Origin of the sequence: Pectinatus sottacetonis, from assembly GCF_015732155.1 — a bacterium.
In the GTDB taxonomy this organism is placed as follows: Bacteria; Bacillota; Negativicutes; order Selenomonadales; family Selenomonadaceae; genus Pectinatus; species Pectinatus sottacetonis.
In genome coordinates, this window is sequence record NZ_WIQK01000001.1 from 1,722,474 (window position 1) to 1,744,412 (window position 21,939).

Annotated in this window: 23 protein-coding genes; 20 read left to right on the forward strand and 3 right to left on the reverse strand. The window is 36.7% G+C overall.

Annotated elements, in window-relative coordinates; translation table 11 throughout:
* Positions 1 to 18 precede the first annotated feature (18 nt).
* The 7 genes from mce to I6760_RS08040 all read left to right on the forward strand — a co-directional run bounded on the left by mce (position 19) and on the right by I6760_RS08040 (position 6,292).
* Positions 19 to 432 carry a methylmalonyl-CoA epimerase gene (mce, locus tag I6760_RS08010; RefSeq protein WP_196593952.1) on the forward strand — a complete coding sequence of 138 codons (414 nt, stop codon included), beginning with the start codon at positions 19 to 21 and terminating at the stop codon, positions 430 to 432.
* 344 nt (positions 433 to 776) lie between these two features.
* Complete coding sequence (gene mmdA, locus I6760_RS08015; RefSeq protein ID WP_196593953.1) at positions 777 to 2,306, forward strand: methylmalonyl-CoA decarboxylase subunit alpha; 1,530 nt, start codon at positions 777 to 779, stop codon at positions 2,304 to 2,306.
* Between the two features lie 17 nt (positions 2,307 to 2,323).
* Entirely contained in the window at positions 2,324 to 2,470 is a 147-nt protein-coding gene (locus I6760_RS08020; RefSeq protein ID WP_196593954.1) for a hypothetical protein, read from the forward strand.
* A gap of 57 nt (positions 2,471 to 2,527) precedes the next feature.
* Positions 2,528 to 2,908 carry a biotin/lipoyl-containing protein gene (locus tag I6760_RS08025; RefSeq protein WP_196593955.1) on the forward strand — a complete coding sequence of 127 codons (381 nt, stop codon included), beginning with the start codon at positions 2,528 to 2,530 and terminating at the stop codon, positions 2,906 to 2,908.
* Positions 2,909 to 3,585: 677 nt separating this feature from the next.
* Positions 3,586 to 4,773, forward strand: a complete 1,188-nt coding sequence (locus I6760_RS08030; RefSeq protein WP_196593956.1) for an NAD-dependent epimerase/dehydratase family protein — start codon at positions 3,586 to 3,588, stop codon at positions 4,771 to 4,773.
* A gap of 100 nt (positions 4,774 to 4,873) precedes the next feature.
* Complete coding sequence (locus tag I6760_RS08035; protein WP_196593957.1) at positions 4,874 to 5,935, forward strand: IS30 family transposase; 1,062 nt, start codon at positions 4,874 to 4,876, stop codon at positions 5,933 to 5,935.
* A gap of 24 nt (positions 5,936 to 5,959) precedes the next feature.
* Positions 5,960 to 6,292: a hypothetical protein gene (locus tag I6760_RS08040; RefSeq protein ID WP_231036163.1), complete on the forward strand. Its 333-nt coding sequence runs from the start codon at positions 5,960 to 5,962 to the stop codon at positions 6,290 to 6,292.
* Between the two features lie 109 nt (positions 6,293 to 6,401).
* On the opposite strand, the gene istB is transcribed toward I6760_RS08040, so the two are convergent.
* Together istB and istA are read right to left on the reverse strand one after the other, a co-directional pair.
* Positions 6,402 to 7,148, reverse strand: a complete 747-nt coding sequence (gene istB, locus I6760_RS08045) for an IS21-like element helper ATPase IstB (protein WP_196593959.1) — start codon at positions 7,146 to 7,148, stop codon at positions 6,402 to 6,404.
* Positions 7,130 to 8,563, reverse strand: coding sequence for an IS21 family transposase (gene istA / locus I6760_RS08050; RefSeq protein WP_231036165.1), 1,434 nt, complete (start codon positions 8,561 to 8,563; stop codon positions 7,130 to 7,132). Before istA ends, istB begins: the two co-directional genes overlap by 19 nt.
* A 72-nt stretch (positions 8,564 to 8,635) precedes the next feature.
* Between istA and I6760_RS08055 the strand changes: the two genes are divergently transcribed.
* The 11 genes from I6760_RS08055 (at position 8,636) to I6760_RS08105 (ending at position 18,115) form a co-directional block, all read left to right on the forward strand.
* Positions 8,636 to 8,803, forward strand: a complete 168-nt coding sequence (locus tag I6760_RS08055; protein ID WP_196593960.1) for a hypothetical protein — start codon at positions 8,636 to 8,638, stop codon at positions 8,801 to 8,803.
* Positions 8,804 to 9,279: 476 nt separating this feature from the next.
* Positions 9,280 to 10,227, forward strand: coding sequence for a Flp pilus assembly protein CpaB (cpaB, locus tag I6760_RS08060; protein WP_196593961.1), 948 nt, complete (start codon positions 9,280 to 9,282; stop codon positions 10,225 to 10,227).
* Positions 10,228 to 10,229: 2 nt separating this feature from the next.
* Positions 10,230 to 11,498: a type II and III secretion system protein family protein gene (locus tag I6760_RS08065; protein ID WP_196593962.1), complete on the forward strand. Its 1,269-nt coding sequence runs from the start codon at positions 10,230 to 10,232 to the stop codon at positions 11,496 to 11,498.
* A 60-nt stretch (positions 11,499 to 11,558) separates the two neighbouring features.
* On the forward strand, positions 11,559 to 12,374 hold the full coding sequence (locus I6760_RS08070; protein ID WP_196593963.1) for an AAA family ATPase: 816 nt from the start codon (positions 11,559 to 11,561) through the stop codon (positions 12,372 to 12,374).
* Positions 12,375 to 12,387: 13 nt separating this feature from the next.
* Complete coding sequence (locus tag I6760_RS08075; protein WP_196593964.1) at positions 12,388 to 13,542, forward strand: response regulator; 1,155 nt, start codon at positions 12,388 to 12,390, stop codon at positions 13,540 to 13,542.
* A complete protein-coding gene (locus I6760_RS08080; protein ID WP_196593965.1) occupies positions 13,539 to 14,507 on the forward strand; it encodes a type II secretion system F family protein in 969 nt (322 codons plus the stop codon). The genes I6760_RS08075 and I6760_RS08080 overlap by 4 nt, the downstream gene beginning before the upstream one ends.
* Positions 14,508 to 14,559: 52 nt before the next feature.
* Positions 14,560 to 14,754 carry a pilin protein gene (locus tag I6760_RS08085; RefSeq protein WP_196593966.1) on the forward strand — a complete coding sequence of 65 codons (195 nt, stop codon included), beginning with the start codon at positions 14,560 to 14,562 and terminating at the stop codon, positions 14,752 to 14,754.
* A gap of 126 nt (positions 14,755 to 14,880) precedes the next feature.
* A complete protein-coding gene (locus tag I6760_RS08090; RefSeq protein WP_196593967.1) occupies positions 14,881 to 15,333 on the forward strand; it encodes a TadE family protein in 453 nt (150 codons plus the stop codon).
* A 52-nt stretch (positions 15,334 to 15,385) separates the two neighbouring features.
* On the forward strand, positions 15,386 to 16,789 hold the full coding sequence (locus tag I6760_RS08095) for a CpaF family protein (protein ID WP_196594812.1): 1,404 nt from the start codon (positions 15,386 to 15,388) through the stop codon (positions 16,787 to 16,789).
* Positions 16,782 to 17,732 carry a type II secretion system F family protein gene (locus tag I6760_RS08100; protein ID WP_196593968.1) on the forward strand — a complete coding sequence of 317 codons (951 nt, stop codon included), beginning with the start codon at positions 16,782 to 16,784 and terminating at the stop codon, positions 17,730 to 17,732. The genes I6760_RS08095 and I6760_RS08100 overlap by 8 nt, the downstream gene beginning before the upstream one ends.
* A 5-nt stretch (positions 17,733 to 17,737) precedes the next feature.
* On the forward strand, positions 17,738 to 18,115 hold the full coding sequence (locus I6760_RS08105; RefSeq protein WP_330997955.1) for a DUF192 domain-containing protein: 378 nt from the start codon (positions 17,738 to 17,740) through the stop codon (positions 18,113 to 18,115).
* A gap of 62 nt (positions 18,116 to 18,177) precedes the next feature.
* Here I6760_RS08105 and I6760_RS08110 read toward each other — a convergent pair whose 3' ends face one another.
* Positions 18,178 to 19,338: a Tad domain-containing protein gene (locus I6760_RS08110; RefSeq protein ID WP_196593969.1), complete on the reverse strand. Its 1,161-nt coding sequence runs from the start codon at positions 19,336 to 19,338 to the stop codon at positions 18,178 to 18,180.
* Between the two features lie 187 nt (positions 19,339 to 19,525).
* On the opposite strand from I6760_RS08110, the gene I6760_RS08115 reads away from it, so the two are divergent.
* Positions 19,526 to 20,176, forward strand: a complete 651-nt coding sequence (locus tag I6760_RS08115; RefSeq protein WP_196593970.1) for a prepilin peptidase — start codon at positions 19,526 to 19,528, stop codon at positions 20,174 to 20,176.
* Positions 20,177 to 20,594: 418 nt separating this feature from the next.
* Entirely contained in the window at positions 20,595 to 21,908 is a 1,314-nt protein-coding gene (locus I6760_RS08120) for a nucleotide sugar dehydrogenase (protein ID WP_196593971.1), read from the forward strand.
* Positions 21,909 to 21,939: the final 31 nt, after the last annotated feature.

Here is a 21,939-nt window from a genome sequence, read left to right on the forward strand (position 1 = left end):
TTTTTAGGAGGTTCTATAATGTTTAAGGTTGAATGTGTAGATCATATTGGTATTGCAGTGCCAAACTTAGAAGAAGCAAAAAAATTTTATACCGATGTACTTGGTTTAAAATGTACCGGTGAAGAAGAAGTTGCTGAACAAAAGGTAAAAACCGCGTTTATTCCTACTGGTGAAGCAGAAGTTGAACTTTTGGAATCAACATCTCCTGATGGCCCTATTGCTAAATTCATTGCTAAAAATGGTGGTCGCCAAGGAATACAGCATGTAGCTCTTCGTGTTGATAATATTGAACAGGCTATTGAAGATCTCAAAGCTAAGGGTGTTCGTATGATCGACGAAAAGCCGCGTTATGGTGCAGGCGGATCTTCCATAGCATTTATACATCCTAAGGCAAGTGGTGTATTGTTAGAACTTTGCCAACGCAAAAAATAATTGTAAAGTTAAAGTTTTCTGCTTGGCATAGGAATATGAGACATAGATCTCTAACTTATAAAAGTAGTTGAAACTGGTTAGCATAAATATGAATAGGACATTGTTATTGTCGAGAAAAAATGTAGAACTAACTTATGTAGGAATGAACTCTTATTTCTATGTAATCAATTATTGTATATAGTAGAAGATATGTCTACTGTATAATAATTGCTGTAAAATAATATTTGTCGTATAATACAGTATGTAGATAAGTCTTTGGCGAAAATATCAGGTGATTATCTGATGTTTTATCCCGTAAATTTGTTTGCGGAAAAGCAAAGAAGACAAATTAAGGAGGTATAATTTTGGCCACAGTTAAAGAACGAATCGACCTCATGGAAGCTAAGAGAGAACACATCATGCAGGGTGGCGGTCCAAAGCGTGTTGCTAAACAGCATAGTAAAGGAAAATTAACAGCTCGTGAACGTATAGATTTATTATTTGATGAAGGTACTTTTGTCGAATTAGATCAATTTGTAAAACATCGTTGTACTAATTTTGGACAAGAAAAGAAAGATTTACCAGCAGAAGGTGTAATCACTGGATATGGTACTATCGATGGACGTTTAGTTTATGCTTTTGCAGAAGACTTCACAGTTGAAGGCGGTTCCCTAGGAGAAATGCATGCTAAAAAAATCTGGAAAGTTCAGGAAATGGCAATTAAGACAGGGGCACCTTTTATTGGAATAAATGATTCAGGTGGAGCACGTATTCAGGAAGCTGTTGATGCTCTTAGCGGATATGGCGGGATTTTCCTTAGAAATACATTAGCATCTGGTGTTATACCACAGATATCAGTAATTATGGGGCCTTGTGCTGGTGGTGCTGTTTATTCACCAGCTTTAACAGATTTTATATTTATGGTAAAAAATACTAGTCAGATGTTTATAACAGGCCCAGCTGTTATAAAGTCAGTTACAGCAGAAGAAGTTACTGCTGAACAATTAGGCGGAGCAATGACACATAACAGCACTTCTGGTGTAGCTCATTTTGCTGCTGAAAATGAAGAAGATTGCATAAATCAAATTCGTTATTTGTTAAGTTTCCTGCCAAGTAATAATATGGATGATGCTCCTATAGTTGATACTGGAGATGATCCATCGCGCATGGATGAAACATTGGATACTGTGATTCCAGATAATCCTAATATGCCATATGACATGAAGGATGTAATACGGTCCTTGGTTGATAATGGGGAATTCTATGAATCGCAACAGCATTATGCTAAAAATATTATTACCTGCTTTGCCCGTTTTGATGGACGCAGTGTAGGTATTATTGCAAATCAGCCTAATGTAATGGCAGGCTGTCTTGATATTAATGCATCTGATAAGTCTGCAAGATTTATTCGTTTCTGTGATGCTTTTAATATTCCTATTGTAAATCTTGTTGATGTCCCGGGCTTTTTACCAGGAACAGATCAGGAATATGGCGGTATTATTCGTCATGGTGCTAAAATGCTGTATGCTTATAGTGAAGCATCTGTTCCAAAAGTTACAGTAATTACACGTAAAGCATATGGTGGGTCTTATCTGGCTATGTGTTCACGTGATTTGGGTGCAGACCAGGTAATGGCTTGGCCTACAGCTGAAATAGCTGTAATGGGACCTGCTGGTGCGGCAAATATTATTTTCCGCAGAGATCCTGACGTAAAAGAAAAGACTGCTGAATACATTGAAGAGTTTGCTACACCTTATAAAGCAGCTGAACGTGGTTATGTTGATATGGTTATTGAACCTTCGGAAACAAGACCACGCATTATTACAGCTTTAAATATGTTGGCAAGCAAACGTGAAGATCGTCCGGCAAAGAAACATGGTAATGTACCATTATAATAAAGAGGTGTCTATTTATGAACAAGAATAATAGTGCTGTTAGTGAAGAGGTTATTGCAGCAATTACAGCAGCTGTTGAAGCAATGATTGGTAAAAAAGTTGCAGCTGTCCGTATTAGACGCAGTGATGCATGGACTATGGCTGGTCGTCGCGCAGCAGTTTGATTAAAATTATGATATATGAGAAAAATAAAAAGAAATATATTTATGGGGGAATATCTCGTGAAAAAATTTAATATTACTGTAAATGGCAATTCCTATGAAGTTGAAATTGAAGAAGTAAAAGGCGCAGCAGCTCCAGCTGCTCATGCAGCACCAGCTCCAGCACCAGCCCCTAAGGCAGCTGCACCAACAGCTCCTAAAGCAGCACCAGCTCCAACACCAGTAGGTGGCACTACAATTGCAGCTCCTATGCCTGGTAAAATTACTAAAGTTGTAGCTTCAGTTGGCCAAAGTGTCAATGCTGGAGATGTTGTACTTATTTTAGAAGCTATGAAAATGCAGAATGAAATTACAGCTCCATCAGCAGGAACTGTTAAAGCTATTAATGTTGAAGTTGGTCAAAGTGTAAAAGCTGGCGAATCAATGGTTGTTCTTGGCTAATAGATAATATTTTTAATGATATTAAGCAAAAATCCCATGGAAAATTCCATGGGATTTTTGTACTTATAGACTAAATTAAGCTATAAAATTATAGTTATAAACTAGGATTATGAAATAATGAATATTTTTTAATAAATATTGAAATTTATTTAATTATAGTATATAATCAGCTTGTTATCTTATTTTTGAATAATAATTCTCTAGTAGTAGATTAAATACTAAAATTTAATATATAATGTAATGAACATTATGGAGGGCGGACGGGATGCAATAGATTGCTGTAGAACAGCAATTTTATTGCATCTTTTTTTGCCCTTTTTGTATGTATTTTTATATATTAATCAAGATAGTATTTATTTTGGTGATGTAGAGAGGCATTGAGAGCACATTAAAAATTAGTAAAGTAAATGAAATATATAACCTGAGTATTGACAAACAAATAAATCTGAAAAACTTATATAGGTTTTTTCTGTACAGTAGAACAAAAATAAATGTTGTCTATAAAAATAAAAGATTAGGCGATATTTATCAGGGCATGCTTGATAATAAGGCTGGAGAAATGTTGTAATGGGGTTGTCCAGAGCTCTTTAAAAGAAGACATCAGGTGAATATATAATTATTTTAAAGCAAAAAGCCAAAAATATATATACTGTAATGATTACAGCCAGGAGATTTAAATGAATATTTTAATAGTAGGCGGATATGGATTCATTGGTTCTAATTTAGCAGAGAAATTACATAAAGAAGGGCACAGTATATTTCTTATTGATAAATTTATTAATGAAAAAATTAAATTTACATTTAAGCCAGTAATTTTTGTCTATAATGCTGCTGATAATGATAAATGCAGTAAGATTTTTGAGTTATATAATTTGGACATAATAATATATGCCGTAAATTCTAATATTAATGATGATAAGTCCAAACAGGAACAAATGTCAGGACTGGTAAATATTTTAGATTTATCCCGTATTCATAATATAAAAAAATTCATATTATTTTCTGATAAGGAAAATAATATTGCTTTGAAACAAAATAAAAATTATTTTTTCTTAAAAAAACAGGAAGAGTTATACTGTAAAGGATGGCAGGATATTTATAACATACCTGTTTCTATTGTGAAAATGACTAACGTTTACGGTCCTTATATGGCCTATAGTACATATCCTTCTGTTATCAATCAATTTTGTTGTGAACTTTTAAAAAAGAAAGAATTGGATTGTAATGAAGATACCTTAAATTATAATATACAAAACTATATTTACATAATGGATTTAACAGAAGCAGTAAAACTAATAATTGAAAAAAAAAGCACGCCCTTTTACATAGATGTTTATAGCAAAGAAAATGTAATAATTGACCATTTAATTAGAATTGTTAAGGAAACAAAAATAATTACTAAAAACAATACTTCGTTTGATAATATTTCTCGGTCAAAAAGCAGCAATGAGAAGGATACTTTTTGTCAAAGAGAACTTCACTGGACAGCAAGATATAACCTTGTAACAGGAATGGAAGCTGTATGGCAATGGTATAAAACGGCGTATATTCCTCAAAGCTCCCCCAAAATGCAGGAAAAACAAGTATGGAGAAAAGAAATATTGCCTTATATAGAAAATATAGTGATATTTGCCATCACAGCAGCATTAAATATAGCTATGCGTTATAATACCAGTTTTATCAATACAACAGGTATTGATTATAGTCAGATATATATTATGCTTATGGGGCTACTATATGGAAAAAGGCAGTCAATCATAGCTGCTGTTTTATCTATGGGTTTATTTATTATATCTATAGGACTTAAAGGGATAGACAGCGTAGCGGCATTTTATCATATGGAGTATATAATTCATCTTGGTTAATTGTATAATCAAATTGAACAGTAAATAAAAAATCCATAGGGACTATTCACGTGTTAGAATATAATCACCACAAAAATATCTACACGGGAGAATAATCACTATGGACTACTCCAATTTTACCATAAATGAATCAGAACGCAAGCCTGGACAACATCTTCAAAGAGAAGATCGTGGAGCTATTGAAAAGCTGCATCGTGAAGGTTACTCACTAAGAAAAATAGCTAAATTAATAAATTGTTCTCCAAGTACTGTAATGTATGAATTGCGCAGAGGTACTGTATTGCGTAAACCCGGCAGAGGAAGACCACCAATTTACTTAGCAAAACGGGGACATAATGTCTATAAGCACAATCGTAAAGCATGCCATAAACCACATAAGTTAGATACTTGCAAATCCTTTGTAAAATGGGTTGTTAATGCATTTCACTTTAACGAATGGTCAATAGATGCCTGTGTCGGATATGCACGGGTTAATCAGCTATTTAGTAAATCCAAAATGTTGTCAACAAAAACCATGTACAACGAATTAAGAAAAGGCAATTTGCCAATTACAATGTTTGACGTTCCTTATGTTTTGACGCGCAGACGCAAAAAGAACTACTATCGAATAAATAAACTACTAAAAGGAAGAAGTATCGAACAACGTCCCAAAATAGTTGATGAAAATAGTCAGTTTGGACATTGGGAAATAGATACAGTAGTTGGTAAACGCAAAGGTCATGAAGAAGTTATCCTGTCGCTTATCGAACGTATAACTAATAACTATTTTGCATTCAAAATCAGTGGCAAAACAAGTAATGCAGTAAATAAGGCTATGGAAAAACTTCGAGAAACATATGGTAGTAAATTTAATAAAGTATTTAAAACAATAACAGCGGATAATGGCTCAGAATTTGAGAAGTTGGCAGCGATTGAAAAGTGGGGTACAAAAGTTTACTTCACGCATCCTTACAGTTCTTACGAGCGGGCCAAAAACGAACGGCATAATGGCATGCTAAGAAAATTTGTGCCCAAAGGAGTTTCCATTAAAAGTTTTCGTTTTGAACAGATTCTTTCTTTTGCTGATAAACTCAATGGATTGCCTCGTAAATTATTAAATTACAAAACACCAGAAGAGCTGTTTGATGAAAATTTAGATAAAATATATTCTAACCAAAAGTAATTATGGATAAAAAAAGTGTTCAATTTGATATTGCAATTTACGCCAGAAAAGTTTTCTGATAAAAAAAGTTATCTGGATGCATTGAAATCATCTTCGGCCGATTTATTGGTTATTGATTTGTATTATAATGATGTTCCACTAACAAAACAGGATTTGGAATATATTAAGATAAAAAATGATGGTAAGAAAAGATTGGTTTATTCATATATGAGTATTGGTGAAGCAGAAAATTATCGTTATTATTGGAAAAAAGAATGGAGCAAAAATCTCCCTAAATGGATAGTAAGACAAAATAGCGAATGGGCGGGAGATTTTGTTGTAAAATATTGGAATAAAGATTGGCAGAATATTCTGTGAATGTCAATGAAAAAGTGAGCCACTTGATGACGAATTTTTGAGCCACTTTGCTAATGAATAATGGAGCCAGCTGATGATGAAAAAGTGAGCCACCTGAATACCAACATACTTAGCATTTTTGCTGGCTGCTTTGTAGTCGGTAAGATTCTCCATTCATGTTTAATATATTTGAATGGTATGTTAAACGATCTACCAGGGCAGCTACCAGTGTGTCATTTGCAAACATTTCTGTCCATCGCGAAAATGCCAAATTAGTTGTAATTATTGTGCTGCTTCGTTCAGATCGTTCAGCAATCACTTTAAATAGAAGTTCAGATTCTTCTTGGTTAAAACTTGCATAACTAAGTTCATCTATAAGTAGAAGGTCTACTCCAGCAAGCATCTTTTCTATTTTACGCAACTGGTAGTTATCACGAGATTCTCGTAATTCTGAAGCTAGTGTTGTAGCATTTTTGAATAATACTTTGTATCCTAATAAACATGCTTTAAGACCAATAGCACTCATCAAATGTGTTTTTCCTGTTCCGGGATTACCAATCATCACAAGGTTTTCATGACGACTAATAAAGTCACAATTAGCTAATTGTTTTACATATTCTGGCTTTACGTGTTGTAACTTGCTTAAATCGAATTCTTCTATTGTTTTTAATAAGGGGAAATGTGTTCTTTTTATTCGACGCTGACGCAATTTTTCTTGTCTGGAATCATATTCTCTTTTCATAATATCTAAGATGAATTCATCTAGGCTTTGCCCAGCTTTAAAGTGGCTGACTGGTTCAGTGAGGTTACTAAAGGTTGGTAATTTTAACTGTTTAGCATAAAAAGCTAGGCTTTCTTTTATACCTGAATTTTGCATTGAGCTACAGCTCCTTTTTGGTATAGTTGATCATAATCAACTAAATTAACTGGCTGTACTAAAACAGTATCTTTAATTTTAGGTTTTATCGTATGACTGCTAAGAAATTCGCCTTTTCGCTGCCAAAAAGCAGGTTCACCTTTTTCTACACATAAGTTTAATATATTTATAAGCTCTTTATCAGTGAAAGTAGTTGTTCTAAGAAGATTCATCAATTTTGAGCTAAGTGACTGATGTACTGGTTTTGCATGTAAAATACTTCGTGGTTTACGTTCTAGCAATGGAAGATAATGCTTAAGCTGTAATATTTGCTGGTTTCGTCCATAATTGCGAATATGACTGGCAATCATAACTCCGTTTATATAAATATTAATAAATTCGGCATGTGCTTTAACTGCTACTGTCTGTCCTGTATATTTTACTGGTACAGAATAAGTATTTGTAGAAAAACGAATCGTTGAGTAAGAAGATACCCTGCATTGCGTAACTTGACTGGCATCATAAGGACGCATTGGTAAAGCTAAAAGATGCTGCCAGTCAGTTAATAGCATTGTCTTTACTGGCTGCTGTCTACTTATAACCTTATGAGTATTGATATAATTTTGACAACGTATTTTTACTAATTTATTCAATGCTTCTAAAGTATCAATATGAGGGACGGGAACAAACATGTTTCTTCTAGTCAAACCGACCAAGTTTTCCACAAGTCCCTTCTCATTTCCACTTCGAACATTGCAAAAAATTGTCTCAAAACAATAATGTGCCGCTAATGCCGCGTAACTTTCCTGACAAATTGCATGTTTGCCAGTGCCTTTTTTAACAGCAACTCTAGCATTATCAAAAATAACACGCCGGGGAACTCCATTAAAAAAAGCAAAGGCTTGTATTAATCCTTCTATAAAAGACTGTGTATTTTGTTTTCGAAAACATATAACAAATGGCGCACAGCTGTAACAAAGACGTGCACAAAATATATTTACTTTTATTCTTTTATCAGCAAGCCACACATAACATTCTCCCCAATCAATCTGCAGAGCATCTCCAGGATTAAATTCCAAAGGAACAAAAGCTTCCGCTAAATTACCGCGCATTTTATGAACCAATCCTCTAACAGTGCTTTGAGCACCACAAAAACCTATCTCATCAACTAATCGATTAAAAATGCGCTTTGCAGTATGATGTTGTTTTTTATTAGGTTCTAATTCATCATCATGTAAACATTTTTGAATAAACTGGATGATATCTGGTGTCATGATGCTGGCATTACGTTGATAATCTGCACGGATTCCAGGATAACAATTACCCTGGCAATACTTAGCTACAGTATTACGAGAAATATTCATTTCTTTAGCAATTTGACGCTGACTTTTCTTTTCAATTAAAAACTTACGCCGGATTATTTCATAATCTTGCATAGTGATAATCACCTTACAATCACCCTCTATAATTAGATTTCTTTAATCTAATTATAGAGAATATAATACCAAGTGGCTCACTTTTTCGCTAGCGTTTTTGTATTAATTGGCTCACTTATAGAATATCATTTACAGAATATTCTTTATGGCAGTAAAGATGCATATTTAGATAAGATAATATCTGCCGGATTTAATGGCAGTTTTTTGGATATAGTTGACGGTTATGAAAATTTTGAATAGGGCTGTTTATGATATTTATAATAAAGAAACTTAACAGTGATAGGACATATTATTTTAGCTAAAGATGACAATAAAAAAACTTTTAAATATTATAACTATACAATTTAAAAGATATGTTTTTATTAATATATTAGTAATCTTCTTTAATAAATAAAGAACTTACTAATTAATAAAAAAGACTTGCTTAATTATTTACAATAGTATATAATACTTTTGTATTAGAGAAAATATGAGAAATTTAAATTGAATATATAATGTTAAACATTATGGAGGGTGGATGGGATGCAATAACCATCGTACATTTTGTATTGTGTACGGGCTTATTTATTGCATCTATTTTACACTGCCGATGTTTGAAGCCGGATAAAAGTGAGATGCTTTTATCCGGTTTTTTTTAAGTAAATATAGCAAAATGTAAATTATTTACAGAATTAAAAAAGGAATTTCTATTTATATTAAGAAGGGAGTCTGTTTTTTTGCGTTCTTTTAAATTGATGGAATTTTTAACCAAAAAGCTGGAAAAATTCTCTTCACAGCAGCTTATTATTATGGCAGCTGTGACTGCGGTATTGTTTTCTGTAATATTGGGAATATATCTTTCTTCGCTGCAAAAAGCGGCTGAGAAAGTTAAAACAGGAAATATGACGACTGTTATTATGGCAAATCAGGATATTCCCATAAATACGACATTAAAAGAGAATATGCTTAAAACTGTAATGCTGCCAGCTGATTCATTGCCTGCTACGCCAGTATCTAATATGGCTGATGCTGTAGGGAAAATTGCCAAAATTCCTATAATGGCAGGAGATATAGTAACAATACCAAAATTATTCATAAATTCAGAACTGGCAGGTTTTGTGGGAACAATTCCAGATAACTGTCGGGCAATTTCGGTAAAAATCTCTGATGTAACTGGCGTGGCAGGTTTTGCCAGACCTGGTGATCATGTGGATGTTGCCTTTGTTGCTAATGGAAGAAATGGCCGGTCAGGAAAAATCATTTTGCAGAACATACTTTTACTGGGGATAAATAGTACAGCTATAGACAAGGAAAAGACGAAAAAAAAGGATGATAATCATACTGAACCGAAATTGGCAACTGCTACACTGGCAGTACCACCGGAAGACGCTCTGAAACTGGCAGTAGCGCAGAGTGAAGGAACAGTGTTCCTGGTGCTGAGACCATTTAAGCCAGATGAAGGCTTTATTGCTGATACGGATTATTTTATCCCGCGCGATGGGCAAATAAATGATAAACAAAATACGGATAATAATCCTAGGGAACATTATCCAATTACACCAGGACAAGCACCTGCATTGGCGCAAGCCCATTATGAAGCTGCGCAGCCGGTTATGCCAGTAGATAATGGACATAGTATTACTATTATACGCGGTACAGCGAAGAGCAAAGTTGAGGTTAGGTGAAGATGAAAAAGGACTACATAATAAGATGGGTAATGCTTTTGTTAGTTTGTATTTTTGCTTCTGCTGTCTGCAATAATAAAGTGTTTGCTGAACCAACAGCATTATCAATCGGGATAAACAAATCATATTCATTGGATACAGGGGGAAATATTTCGCGTATTGCGGTTGCAGACCCAAGTATTGCCGATGCTACAGCAGCTGCGGCAGATAATTTACTGATAGTGGCAAAAAAACCGGGGGCAACTACACTGTGGGTGTGGACGCAGGATGGCATGGAACAGCAGTTTATTGTCAATGTGGTCACAGATAATACAGATATTGAAGCAGCAATAAGGGCAGCAATGCCGGGGACGAATGTACAGGTACAAAAATCCGGCGATAATATACTGCTGCGGGGAAAAGTCAAAAATCAGTATCAAAAAGATACAGCCGAAAAAATTGCTGGACTTTATGGCAGCAAAGTAGTCGATTTGCTGCAGATGTCTGACCCGTTCCAGATTCGTATCGAAGCTCAGGTCATAGAAATATCCATGGACAAAGAAAAAAATCTAGGCTTTTTATTTTCAAATCCGGCAAATATTGAATCAGCAACTGGAATTGTTACTCTGGGAACAACAGGCAGTTTTGCAGTTGGACAGACTTTTAACCGCAGTTACGCTGATCTTGATGCTACTCTGCAGGCCATGGAGAAGAAGGGGGATGCCAGAATATTGTCCCGGCCTAATATAATGACCTTAAGCGGCAAAAAGGCATCAATTCTCATTGGCGGGAAAATACCTATTCCGGTTAGTAATAAAGATGGGAATGTGACAATAGAATGGCGTGATTATGGGATAAAGCTTAATGTTGAGCCGGTGGTGGATGCAGCAGAAAACATTACCACCAATGTGAAAGCCGAAGTAAGCACGCTGGATTATTCACATGAAGTGAAAAATAACAGTTTTTCAATTCCCGCACTGAGTTCGCGTGAAGCGTCGACTGATATTACGATGAAGTCAGGGGCGACAATGGCAATCGGTGGACTTATAAATTCACAAGAAAGCAAAACAATCACTAAAATGCCTATATTAGGAAATTTGCCGATAATCGGCCAGTTTTTCCGCCATACTTCCAAGACGCGTGATAAAAGGGAACTTATTATATTAATTACGCCAACTCTGGTTAATGCGGATACCCCGGTAAAAATGTCATCGGATATGGAAAAATATTATGCGAAGAACCAAGAAGATTCACGCAAAGATATAGATGTCAATAAAGAAAAAAGCAATTAGATGTATTAGTTATGATTTTGTGTATTTTATTGCCAGGGATAAAAGGAGATTTATCATAATATGGAAGAACAGCAGCGGGGAAAAGTAATAACAGTTTTCAGCACAGCATCTGCTGTGGGGAAAACATTGCTGTCCATAAATATGGCGGCGGAGTTTGCCGGCATGGGCTATAAAGTCTGTCTTGTCGATTTGGATCTGCAGTTTGGCGATGTGGGCAATTATCTTAAACTTCAAGGGAAAAGTACTATATTTGATTTAATGGAAGCAGATAAGAGAAATGCCAGTGTTTTTGATATGGGCAGTATTTTTACGCATTATGTACAGGGAAACATTGATTTCATGGTTCTGCCGGCACCAAGCAAGCTTGAGCAGTCCTATAACATTTCAGCAGAAGAGATCAGCCGCTGCATAAGCCGCTTTATCCCCAAATTTGATTATATAGTTATAGATACTACATCAGCATTCAGTGAACTGAATCTGGCTGTAATGGATTTTAGTACGATAATAACATTTGTCGGGATTGTTGATTTTATTCCAACAATAAAAAACATGAAAATAGGATATGATACCATGTGTTCCATAGGCTGTGACAATAAAAAAATACGCTTGGTATTGAACCGCAGTAATTCAAAGACAAATATTGAACTGAATGATGTTGAACAACTCTTGGGAGAAAAGTTTTATCATGTTATTCCCAATGATTTTGCAGAGGCCCAGCAGTCTGTTTATGCTGGAATTCCGCTTCTGGCAACAGGGAAGAATACTCTTTTGCGGCAAAGTATCCAGCAGCTGGCAGCCAAATATACTGATACACAGCTTAATGATGCTGCGGAGCAAAAGGGTGTGTCCGGCTGGGTGAAAAGAATATTCAAGTGAGGAGGCGTCGTAAATGGCAAAATACCATATTCTTTTAGTAGAAAGAAGCCGTATGATGCTCGAGCGGCTATCCGTTGTTATCCGCAATGGCAGGAACTTTGTATTGGCAGGACGTTTTGGCTACGCACAGGAAGCGTTGGAAGAAACAGCTGGTATGAACTTGAATCTGGTATTGCTTGATACAGACATGCCGGAAAATGCATTACTTATACCAGCTTTCAGAAAACAATTTCCTAAAGCAGCATTGATTTGTCTGGGCAGTAACTGGAATGCCCAGGCGGCCAGCCAGATAGTAAAAGCAGGAGCAAGCGGCTATCTTGTAAAACCCTTTACCGGCCCGGAACTCGTAAAAGCAATAGAAACATTCAGCAAGGGTGATGTCGGCAGTATTTCTGATGTACTGGCATTCTTCAGTCCCAAGGGGAAAAGCGGCAAGACAACACTTATTGCTAATTTGGCACTGAGCCTGGCCCGCAAGACAAAAGAAGATGTGGGAATTATTGATGCCGATGTCCAGTTTGGCGATATGGCAGTGTTTTTCAATCTTAAACCGCAAAGCACTATAGTAGAAGCTGTGCGTGATATTAAGTTTTTGTCACCGGTAACGCTGGGAACATATTTTGCAGCTGTCAATAAGAATGTGCATGTTTTATGTGGTACGAAACGGCCTGAATTTGCTGAGCAGATAGAGATGAAGAATTTCAATGCGACCATAAACATGGCACGTAGTTTATACCGGTATATATTAGTGGATCTGCCACCAGCATTTACTCCTGTATCAATAACAGCCGCTGAATGTGCTGATACGGTTTATCTGGTGGCAATGGACAGCGGGGCGGGAAAAGGCAATACAGGTTTTGAAGTGCAGCATATGAAACGGGCTTTGGCGATATTTAATGATGGCTGGGCAGAGCAAGCCCCACATAAAGTAAAGACTATTTTTACCCGTGTGAACCCATGTAGTGATGCGGCAAAACGCCGTCTGGGAGAGCTTATAAGCTATCCTGTGAGTGCCATAATTCCCAATGAGTATACGCTGGTATCACAGGCAGCCAATAACGGTCGTATGGCAGTTGATATCGACCCGGACTCAGAACTGACTTATAATATAGACCTTTTGGCTGATATGATACGGAAAAAGTCAGAACAAAGGTGGGAAAAAGTATGATATTGATCGTAATAATATGCGGCATATTGTTTTTCTGTCTGCTGCTTTTATTAATAACATATATGCGCTATGACCATAGCAAGGTAGCACAGCGCATGCATAATTATATTGCTGGAAACGATGGTCAGAGTGATTTTGCAAGAGCGAGGAACAGGGAAACATGGCAGGAACAGTTTATGTATATTGTCCATATTCTGTCTGGATATTTTACAAAACTGCGCCGCACGCAGAATCTTGATAAAAAGATGCAGCAGGCAGGCTTGCCGCTGCTCGGTTCCGAGTTCATTATCATAACAGGGATCATTAGTGCTGCCGCGGCACTGGTGACAGCACTGATGACACTGCACTGGTATATGGCTGTGGCAGCAGCCACAGCGGCCGCAGTAATATGCCAGGTATATCTTAATCTGAAAATAACTAAACGTCGGCAGGCTTTTACTAACCAATTGGGAGATACACTTTCTATGATTGCCGATGCTATGCGGTCGGGGTTCAGTTTTATGCAGTCTATTGAGCTGGCAGCAAGGGAAATGAAGCCGCCTATTGGCGAGGAGTTTGCTAAAATGCTGGCAGAAACACGTATGGGGATTCCTACAGAGCAGGCCCTGCAGTCGATGGCAGACCGGGTGGCAAGCCGTGACTTTGATCTCATCATGGCTGCGGTGCTTATCCAGCGCCAGGTCGGCGGGGATTTATCATATATTCTTGATAATATCAGCAGTACAGTTGTTTCCCGTATTAAAATGAAACGGGAAATAAAGACACTTACGTCACAAGGACGTATGTCCGGCTCGATACTGCTGGCTCTGCCATTTGCCATGGCGGCAATATTAAGCTTCATGAACCCGGCTTATTTGCAGCCGCTCATTACTAAACCGGTAGGACATATGGCTGTGGGTGGGGCTATTGTCTTAGAAATTATCGGCTATATAGTAATCCAGCGTATTGTTGATATTGATGTTTAAGCAGCAGCTTTTACATATATTCATTATTTTTTATTTTAAAGGAGAGATTTTAATGTTTGCTATGTTAAATTATTTGAGAGTAAAGTATTTTGGGGAAAAAGGCCAGGGAATTGTTGAATATGCCTTGATTTTGGCAGCAATCGTTGTATTAGCCGCGGCATTATCAACCGGTAGCTTAGGTACAGCTGTAACCAATACATTTAAGTCAGTAGCTGATAAATTAACTGGAACTGGAACTGGAAACTAAATAGGTTTATATTAGACAAAATAAGAGCCGTACATAATATAATATATAGGCATGGACAAATAAGTGCTGCTGAGGCATTTTGCATATCTATTATATTATGTGCGGCAATACTGTGAAATATTTCAAATGGCAAGAGTTTTATTCAGTTTGTTTAAGAAGTGGTGTGATTTAATGAAGCAATGGCAGAAGGGACAGTCTATAGTTGAATTGGCGTTTGTATTGCCGATGTTTTTATTGTTTTTTTTAGGTATAGCATATTTAGGGATGATTTTCGCCGATTATCTTACACTTTCGGAAATAGCGCGTGATAGTGCCAGATATGCTGCAGTTATGCCTGCTGATACAACAGCGGCACAGATCCGCGGCAGATACAGTGACCGAAAACTGCCAGCATCATTATATAAGTGGGATTACAGCAGCGGAGCTGATTTTGCAGTTGTCTTAGATCAAGGGGCAGCTGGAGATAAATTTGTCGAAGTCACATTGAAAGCAGAAATAAACAATAACCAAAATGTATTCAGCCTTGTTTTACCGGCAGAGCTTTCCGCCAGCTGCAAGATGCGCCGGGAAGCACAATGATATTGAATATACACAGCAGTAATGCTGTTTAAAATAAATGGGGAGCGATAAGATGTCACTGTTGCAGCGCTTAGGAAAAGATGATGAATTTGATGAAGTAAAGCCGATTTTTGGCAAGCGGGGAAAAGATGACAGTGAGGATGTTTATCAGCAGATAAAGATCGAGATACATGGCCGCATTGTTGAAGAAATGGATGCGGAACAGCAGCTGCTGCTGGAAAATGCCGGGCATGACCAAGCCGAAAAAGACAGGCTGGAGGAATTTATAGCACAGTACTGCCAGCGGGTATTGAGTGAACATCCGTTCACTTTGCCGCGGGCAGAGCAGCTGTCGCTTGTTTCTGATATCCGTGATGAAATATTAGGTTTGGGTCCGATCGAGCCGCTGCTGAAAGATGATACGGTAACAGAAATTATGATCAATGGGCCGAAGACTGTATTTGTTGAACGTATGGGAAAACTGCATTTGACAAAGGTGTGTTTTCAGGATACAGCACATCTCATGCATATTATTGAACGGATACTCACACCGTTAGGCCGTCGTTTGGATGAATCATCTCCGTTGGTCGATGCCCGTCTGGCGGATGGATCACGTGTAAATATTATAATACCGCCGTTGTCACTTGTCGGCCCGTGTGTCACTATAAGAAAGTTTTCGCATACGCCTCTTTCTGTAGAAAATTTGATAAGTTTTGGTACGCTGGATCATGATATGGCTGTTTTTTTGCGAGCCTGTGTAAAAGCCCGGCTGAATATCATGGTGTCAGGCGGTACTGGTTCGGGAAAAACGACAACGCTTAATGTATTATCATCATTTATTCCTGACGGTGAGCGCATCGTTACTATAGAAGATGCCGCTGAACTGCGGCTGCAGCAAAAGCATGTTGTGACGCTGGAAGGACGCCCAGCTAATATAGAAGGGAAAGGAGCCATTACCATTCGTGATTTAGTGCGTAATGCGCTTCGTATGCGTCCTGATCGGATTATTGTCGGGGAAGTGCGCTCCGGGGAGGCACTTGATATGCTCCAGGCAATGAATACAGGGCATGACGGTTCGCTTACAACAGCCCATGCCAATGGGCCGCGTGATGTATTGAGCCGTTTGGAAACAATGGTGCTTATGTCAGGTATGGAACTTCCGGTCAGGGCCATAAGGGAACAGATATCCTCGGCGCTTGATTTAATCCTGCACCAGTCGCGCATTCAGGATGGGAGCCGCAAAGTTACCTATATTACGGAAGTCCAGAAAATGGAAGGGGATGTCATAGTCCTTCAGGATATTTTCCGTTATGTCCAGACAGGTGTGGATAAAAATGGCAAAGTTGTGGGGCGCTTTGAATCAACTGGTATACAGCCTGCTTTTCTGCATAAATTTAAGATGGAAGGCATAGATATACCCGTGGAATTGTTTGAAGGTGATGCTTTTAATAATAAGGGAGAGAAAATAGATGGATAATTTGTGGATTGCTTTATTAGGCGGTATAGTACTTTTTATCATCTTATATATACTCATTATTGCGGTAACTTTACCCAAGACAAAGGTTCAGCAGCGCCTGCGTTTTTTTGATATACAAGCAGGAAGTAATCCTGCAAGGAACCAGGAAGCACGGAAAAATACCAATATGAAAGATATTCCTTTTGGTGAAAGAGTTCTCAAACCACTGTATAAAAAACTGGAAAATACATTTTTAAAATTGACACCGCTGGCAATTCGGCAGCTGCTGGCAGAAAAAATATTATATGCCGGCAGACAGCATAAGTGGAACGTGAATACAGTCACTGTCTGCTGGCTTTTTTCAATGGCAGCCGGATTTGTTTTAGCGTTTATATTTGTATCAAGGCAGGGGCAGTATATATATATACAAAAAGTGATTATATTACTGTTAGGCTTATTTATTGGCGGGTATATACCTTTTTCTGTTTTGAATATCCTTATTGGACAGCGTCAGCAGACTATTCTACGGCAGCTGCCGGAGGTACTGGACCTGCTTTGTGTAAGTGTACAGGCTGGATTGTCTTTTGATGCATCGCTGGCAAAGATAGTGGAACGGATGAAAGGCGCATTTGTGGAAGAATGTGCGAAAATGCTGCGGGATGTGCGAATGGGCATGACGCGGCGGATGGCACTGCAGAATATGTCGGCACGCTGTAATTTGCAGGAAGTGTATTTATTTGTCACAGCCATCATCCAGTCTGAACGGCTGGGAACGAGTATGGGAAAGACGCTTACTGCCCAGGCTGATAATATGCGCGAACGACGGATGCAGTCAGTAAAGGCACAAGCACTGAAAGCACCAATAAAAATAATATTTCCTTTAGTATTGTTTATTTTTCCGGCATTATTCGTTATTGTACTGCTGCCGCCACTTTTGTCATTTACACAGAATATGCTGCCATAAAGATAGTGAAGAAAAGGGAAGTGGACATTATAATGCCGGAAAGACACATAACAAAGCCGCCGCTTCATATTGAAACGGCGGATAATTTTATCAGGCGGTTCATAGGACTTATGGGACGGAAAAATATGCCTGATGACTATGGATTGCTCATATATCCATGCAATAGCATCCATATGTGTTTTATGCGGTTTGCCATCGATGCCGTTTATCTGGATAAGCAGTATACAATAATAAAAATAGTGGAAAATCTGCGTCCGTGGCTGGGAATAAGCGCCTGCTGGAAAGCCAGGGCTGTGTTGGAAGTGGCAGCAGGTACAGCAGAAAGATATAAATATGTTGTTGGTATGAAACTGCCCGTAAATAATAAAACTACTTATTTTTAAATAAATGAAAGATGCAGGGCTGTAGGTGGTCTTTAGCATAAGCTGCAAGTATGATATAGTCCTCAGTCATCAGTCAGAATAACCTGGGAAAAAGGACTGTCAAAAGATTTATAAGTGTAGCTTCCTTCTACCTGTGAATAATATGATTGGCAATAGATGCTGCCTGAAAAAGCTGCCTTATTTTCATTAGTCAAAATCTTAGTCTTAGGGGCATATATTATGCCGGTGAATGTTGGAACACCAGGCCCCGGATTGTAGTGGATTTCACCAGTCCCTGTATAGTAGATGATTAAAGGACGTCCCGTATCTGAATTTACGTGGATGTTTAACACACCGGGATTATCATATACGAGAATGAGCGGAATATTTTTTTTCTCTGGATCATTTGAGCCGGGAAGCGGTTTATCAATAACTATATCAGGGCTTTCCTGATCAATATATATTATTTTACCGGTCAATTTATCAGAAGAAATAACTTTATTGCTGCCGAAAGAAGGGTTTATATTATCAGCAGATTTTTTTAAGGCACTGAGGGAAAAAGGAGTATTGGAAAAATCGGGCATATTATCACGCTGATAAGGGGTTATTTGTTCTCCGCTAGAGGAATAAATGGCATTTTGTATTTGGTCAGGTGGATTATTGTTGTTATTACTGGTTTCTATGCTGTTATAACCATCTGCGGGAGATACATAACCAATAGTTCCGTCAAAAGTTGTTTTATATTGATTGTTTTGGTGTCCCTGCGTAATATGTAATATTTGGGAAAATCTTATTAAATCAGCAAAAGCTGCCAGGGGGTTTACTACTTGGGCATTGGCTGTTGCCGATATATCCATTTGATTATAGCCGAATAATCTTAAAAAATACATAGGAACAGTGTCGTTTAATGTCAGCTTTAATTTTGTTATACCATTGTTAACAGTTATAACAGGGTAGCTGGAGGTTGCCGGAACAGGATTATTGAAACCAGAACCATGATTTAAGTGCTTATTGTCATTAATGTATTCTAAAGCTGTATTTTGCGCGTCATTAGAATCCTGCGTATGAGAATATTCCTGTGCGGCAGCAAGTACAGAGGCATCAGTCATATTCTGCAGCTGGGACTTGTGGACATAAACATTGCCAAAATCAACAGCAAGGCCGGTGAAAGCGATCAAAGCAGGAAGAATAAGGGCAAAAAATACCAAAACGGCGCCTTTCTGCCAATTGATGAAATGTTTCATACTTAAATAACAACTCCTAATAGAAAGATTATATTATAAAATAAATATTATTACATAATATAATAGCATATATTACATGAAATTTATAGTGTATATGTTATAAAAATTTGAATTTTCTATATTAATCATTCAGGCTGTGATATATCATGGTTTTTTAGAATACTATAAGGTTTTAATGAGGTATAAAATGCAGGAAGTTTTTAATGTATCTATGGAAATATTATTGTTTACATGGTTGGCAGTGTTATTATCAACAATAAGCTCGATATGGATAAGTCGTCTTTATAATAGAAATATAATCAGTTTGACATTTCCCGAGAGAAGAATAAGAAAGAGTGTTTTCCGCTGTTATTTTTTACCATTTTGTTATACTTTGTTTTTTAGCAGGTTTTTATTGTTTGAAACATTGGACTTGTTTTTATTGCAGTTGACAGCAGCTTTTTTTTTATTGTTAATTATCTGCACGGATATAGAGCAGCAGGTTATTTTAAATGAAGTGATAATTCTCTTTAGCCTGTTTTCCCTGCTGTCGTCATTTATCCATGGACCTATGATAGCTGATAGTCTTATGGCAGCTTTTACTGGCGGTGGAATCTTCTTATTACTGGCGGTATTGACCAAAGGAGGGATAGGTGGCGGAGATATTAAATTGATTTTTTCCTTGGGATTGTTATTAGGACCAGACAAATTAATGATTGTAATTATAATAGGATTTTTATTGGGCGGCTGTAGTGCTTTGGTTTTAATTTTAACAAGAAAGAAAAAAAGCGGTGAATTTTTTGCTTATGGTCCTTATTTTGCATTGCCGGCTTTGCTGATATATGTTAGTAGTTTTTGAAAAATGAGCCTGTTGTACGAATGACATTTATTTCATAAAATATAAATTGTATATATTAAGTAATTTTTTATTCCTAATGTCGAAGGGGGAATGGTGTACAGTATTTTATGAATGAAATCATTTATGCGCAATAGGTTCATTTTTTTAATTTTTATAATAATATTGCTTATTAATTAAATATAAGATATAATACAAACTGTATTACTTATTATTGGAATATAATTCTCTGGTACTAAAAAATAATATATAATGTATGGGCATTATGGAGGGTGGATGGGATGCAATAAGCTGCTATTTTTATAGCGGTTTTATTGCATCTTTTTTTTGCTTTTTTATATGGAGAAATTTCCGATATTACATATAAGAGAAAAATTTATTTAATAATTAATAGTAAAATAGGAAAGAGAGTGCAACATATTTGGAAAAAGTAAAGATAGACAGAATATTTACAGTGGCGGTTGTAGGATTAGGATATGTAGGGCTGCCGTTGGCAGCAGCCTTTTCCCATAAGATTAAGGTTATAGGTTTTGATACAAATGAAAATAAAATAGAAATTTTGCAAAAAGGTATAGATCCTACTAGGGAAATAGGTAATGTAGCATTGAAAAAGGCGAGAATTTTATATGCCAAAAATCCTCAAGTATTAAAGCAAGCCAACTTTATAATAGTAGCCGTTCCAACACCGGTAAAAAAAGACCATACGCCTGATTTATCACCTGTAGTAGACGCCTGTAAATTTATAGGAGAAAATATTTCACAAGGAACTATAGTAGTATTTGAATCAACAGTTTATCCGGGAGTGACAGAGGAAATATGTGCACCAGAAATAGAAAAATATTCTCAATTGGTGTGTGGTAAGGATTTTTATATAGGTTATTCACCTGAAAGAATAAATCCGGGTGATAAAGAACATCGTTTAAATAATATTGTGAAGATAGTAGCGGGGATGAACGATGATGTACGCAGAAAAATCAAAGATATTTATTCTTTGATAATTGATGAGATATATGAAGCGGAAAGTATTAAAATTGCAGAAGCGGCAAAACTTATAGAAAATACACAACGAGACATAAATATTGCATTTATTAATGAAGTAGCAGTTGTTTTTAATAAATTGGGCATTTCAACCAGCTCAGTTATTGATGCTATGGATACAAAATGGAATGCCTTAAAGTTTCGTCCGGGACTTGTAGGCGGACATTGTATAAGTGTTGATCCATACTATCTTCTTTATAAATCAGAATTGAATAATTTAGGAACAGAAATGGTTACATTAGCACGTAGAATAAATAATAAAATGGGAAATTTTATTGCTGAAGCAATTATTCAGAAATTGATTCAGGAAAAACATGCCATAAAAAATGATAAAATTTATATAATGGGATTAACTTTTAAGGAAAATTGCCCTGATATGAGAAATTCTAAAGTTATCGATATCATAAGCCGTCTGAAAGAATATGGCGTGGAAATAAAAGCAGTCGATCCATATGTAAATAAAGTCAGGATGAAGGATGATTTAAATATTGATGTTATTGATTATAATGAAATAACTGATGCGGACTGCCTTGTTTTTGCTGTGGCACACAGAGAGTTTGTAAAGTTTGATGGCAATATCCTGCAAAAAATGACAAGAAATTCTTTTGCTGGTAATAAAACTGTCATAATAGATGTGAAAAATATTTACAATAAAAATAAATTGGAAAAAATGGGTTTTGCTTATTGGGGATTATAAGCTTAAAAATGAATTGGAAAAAGGGATGGGG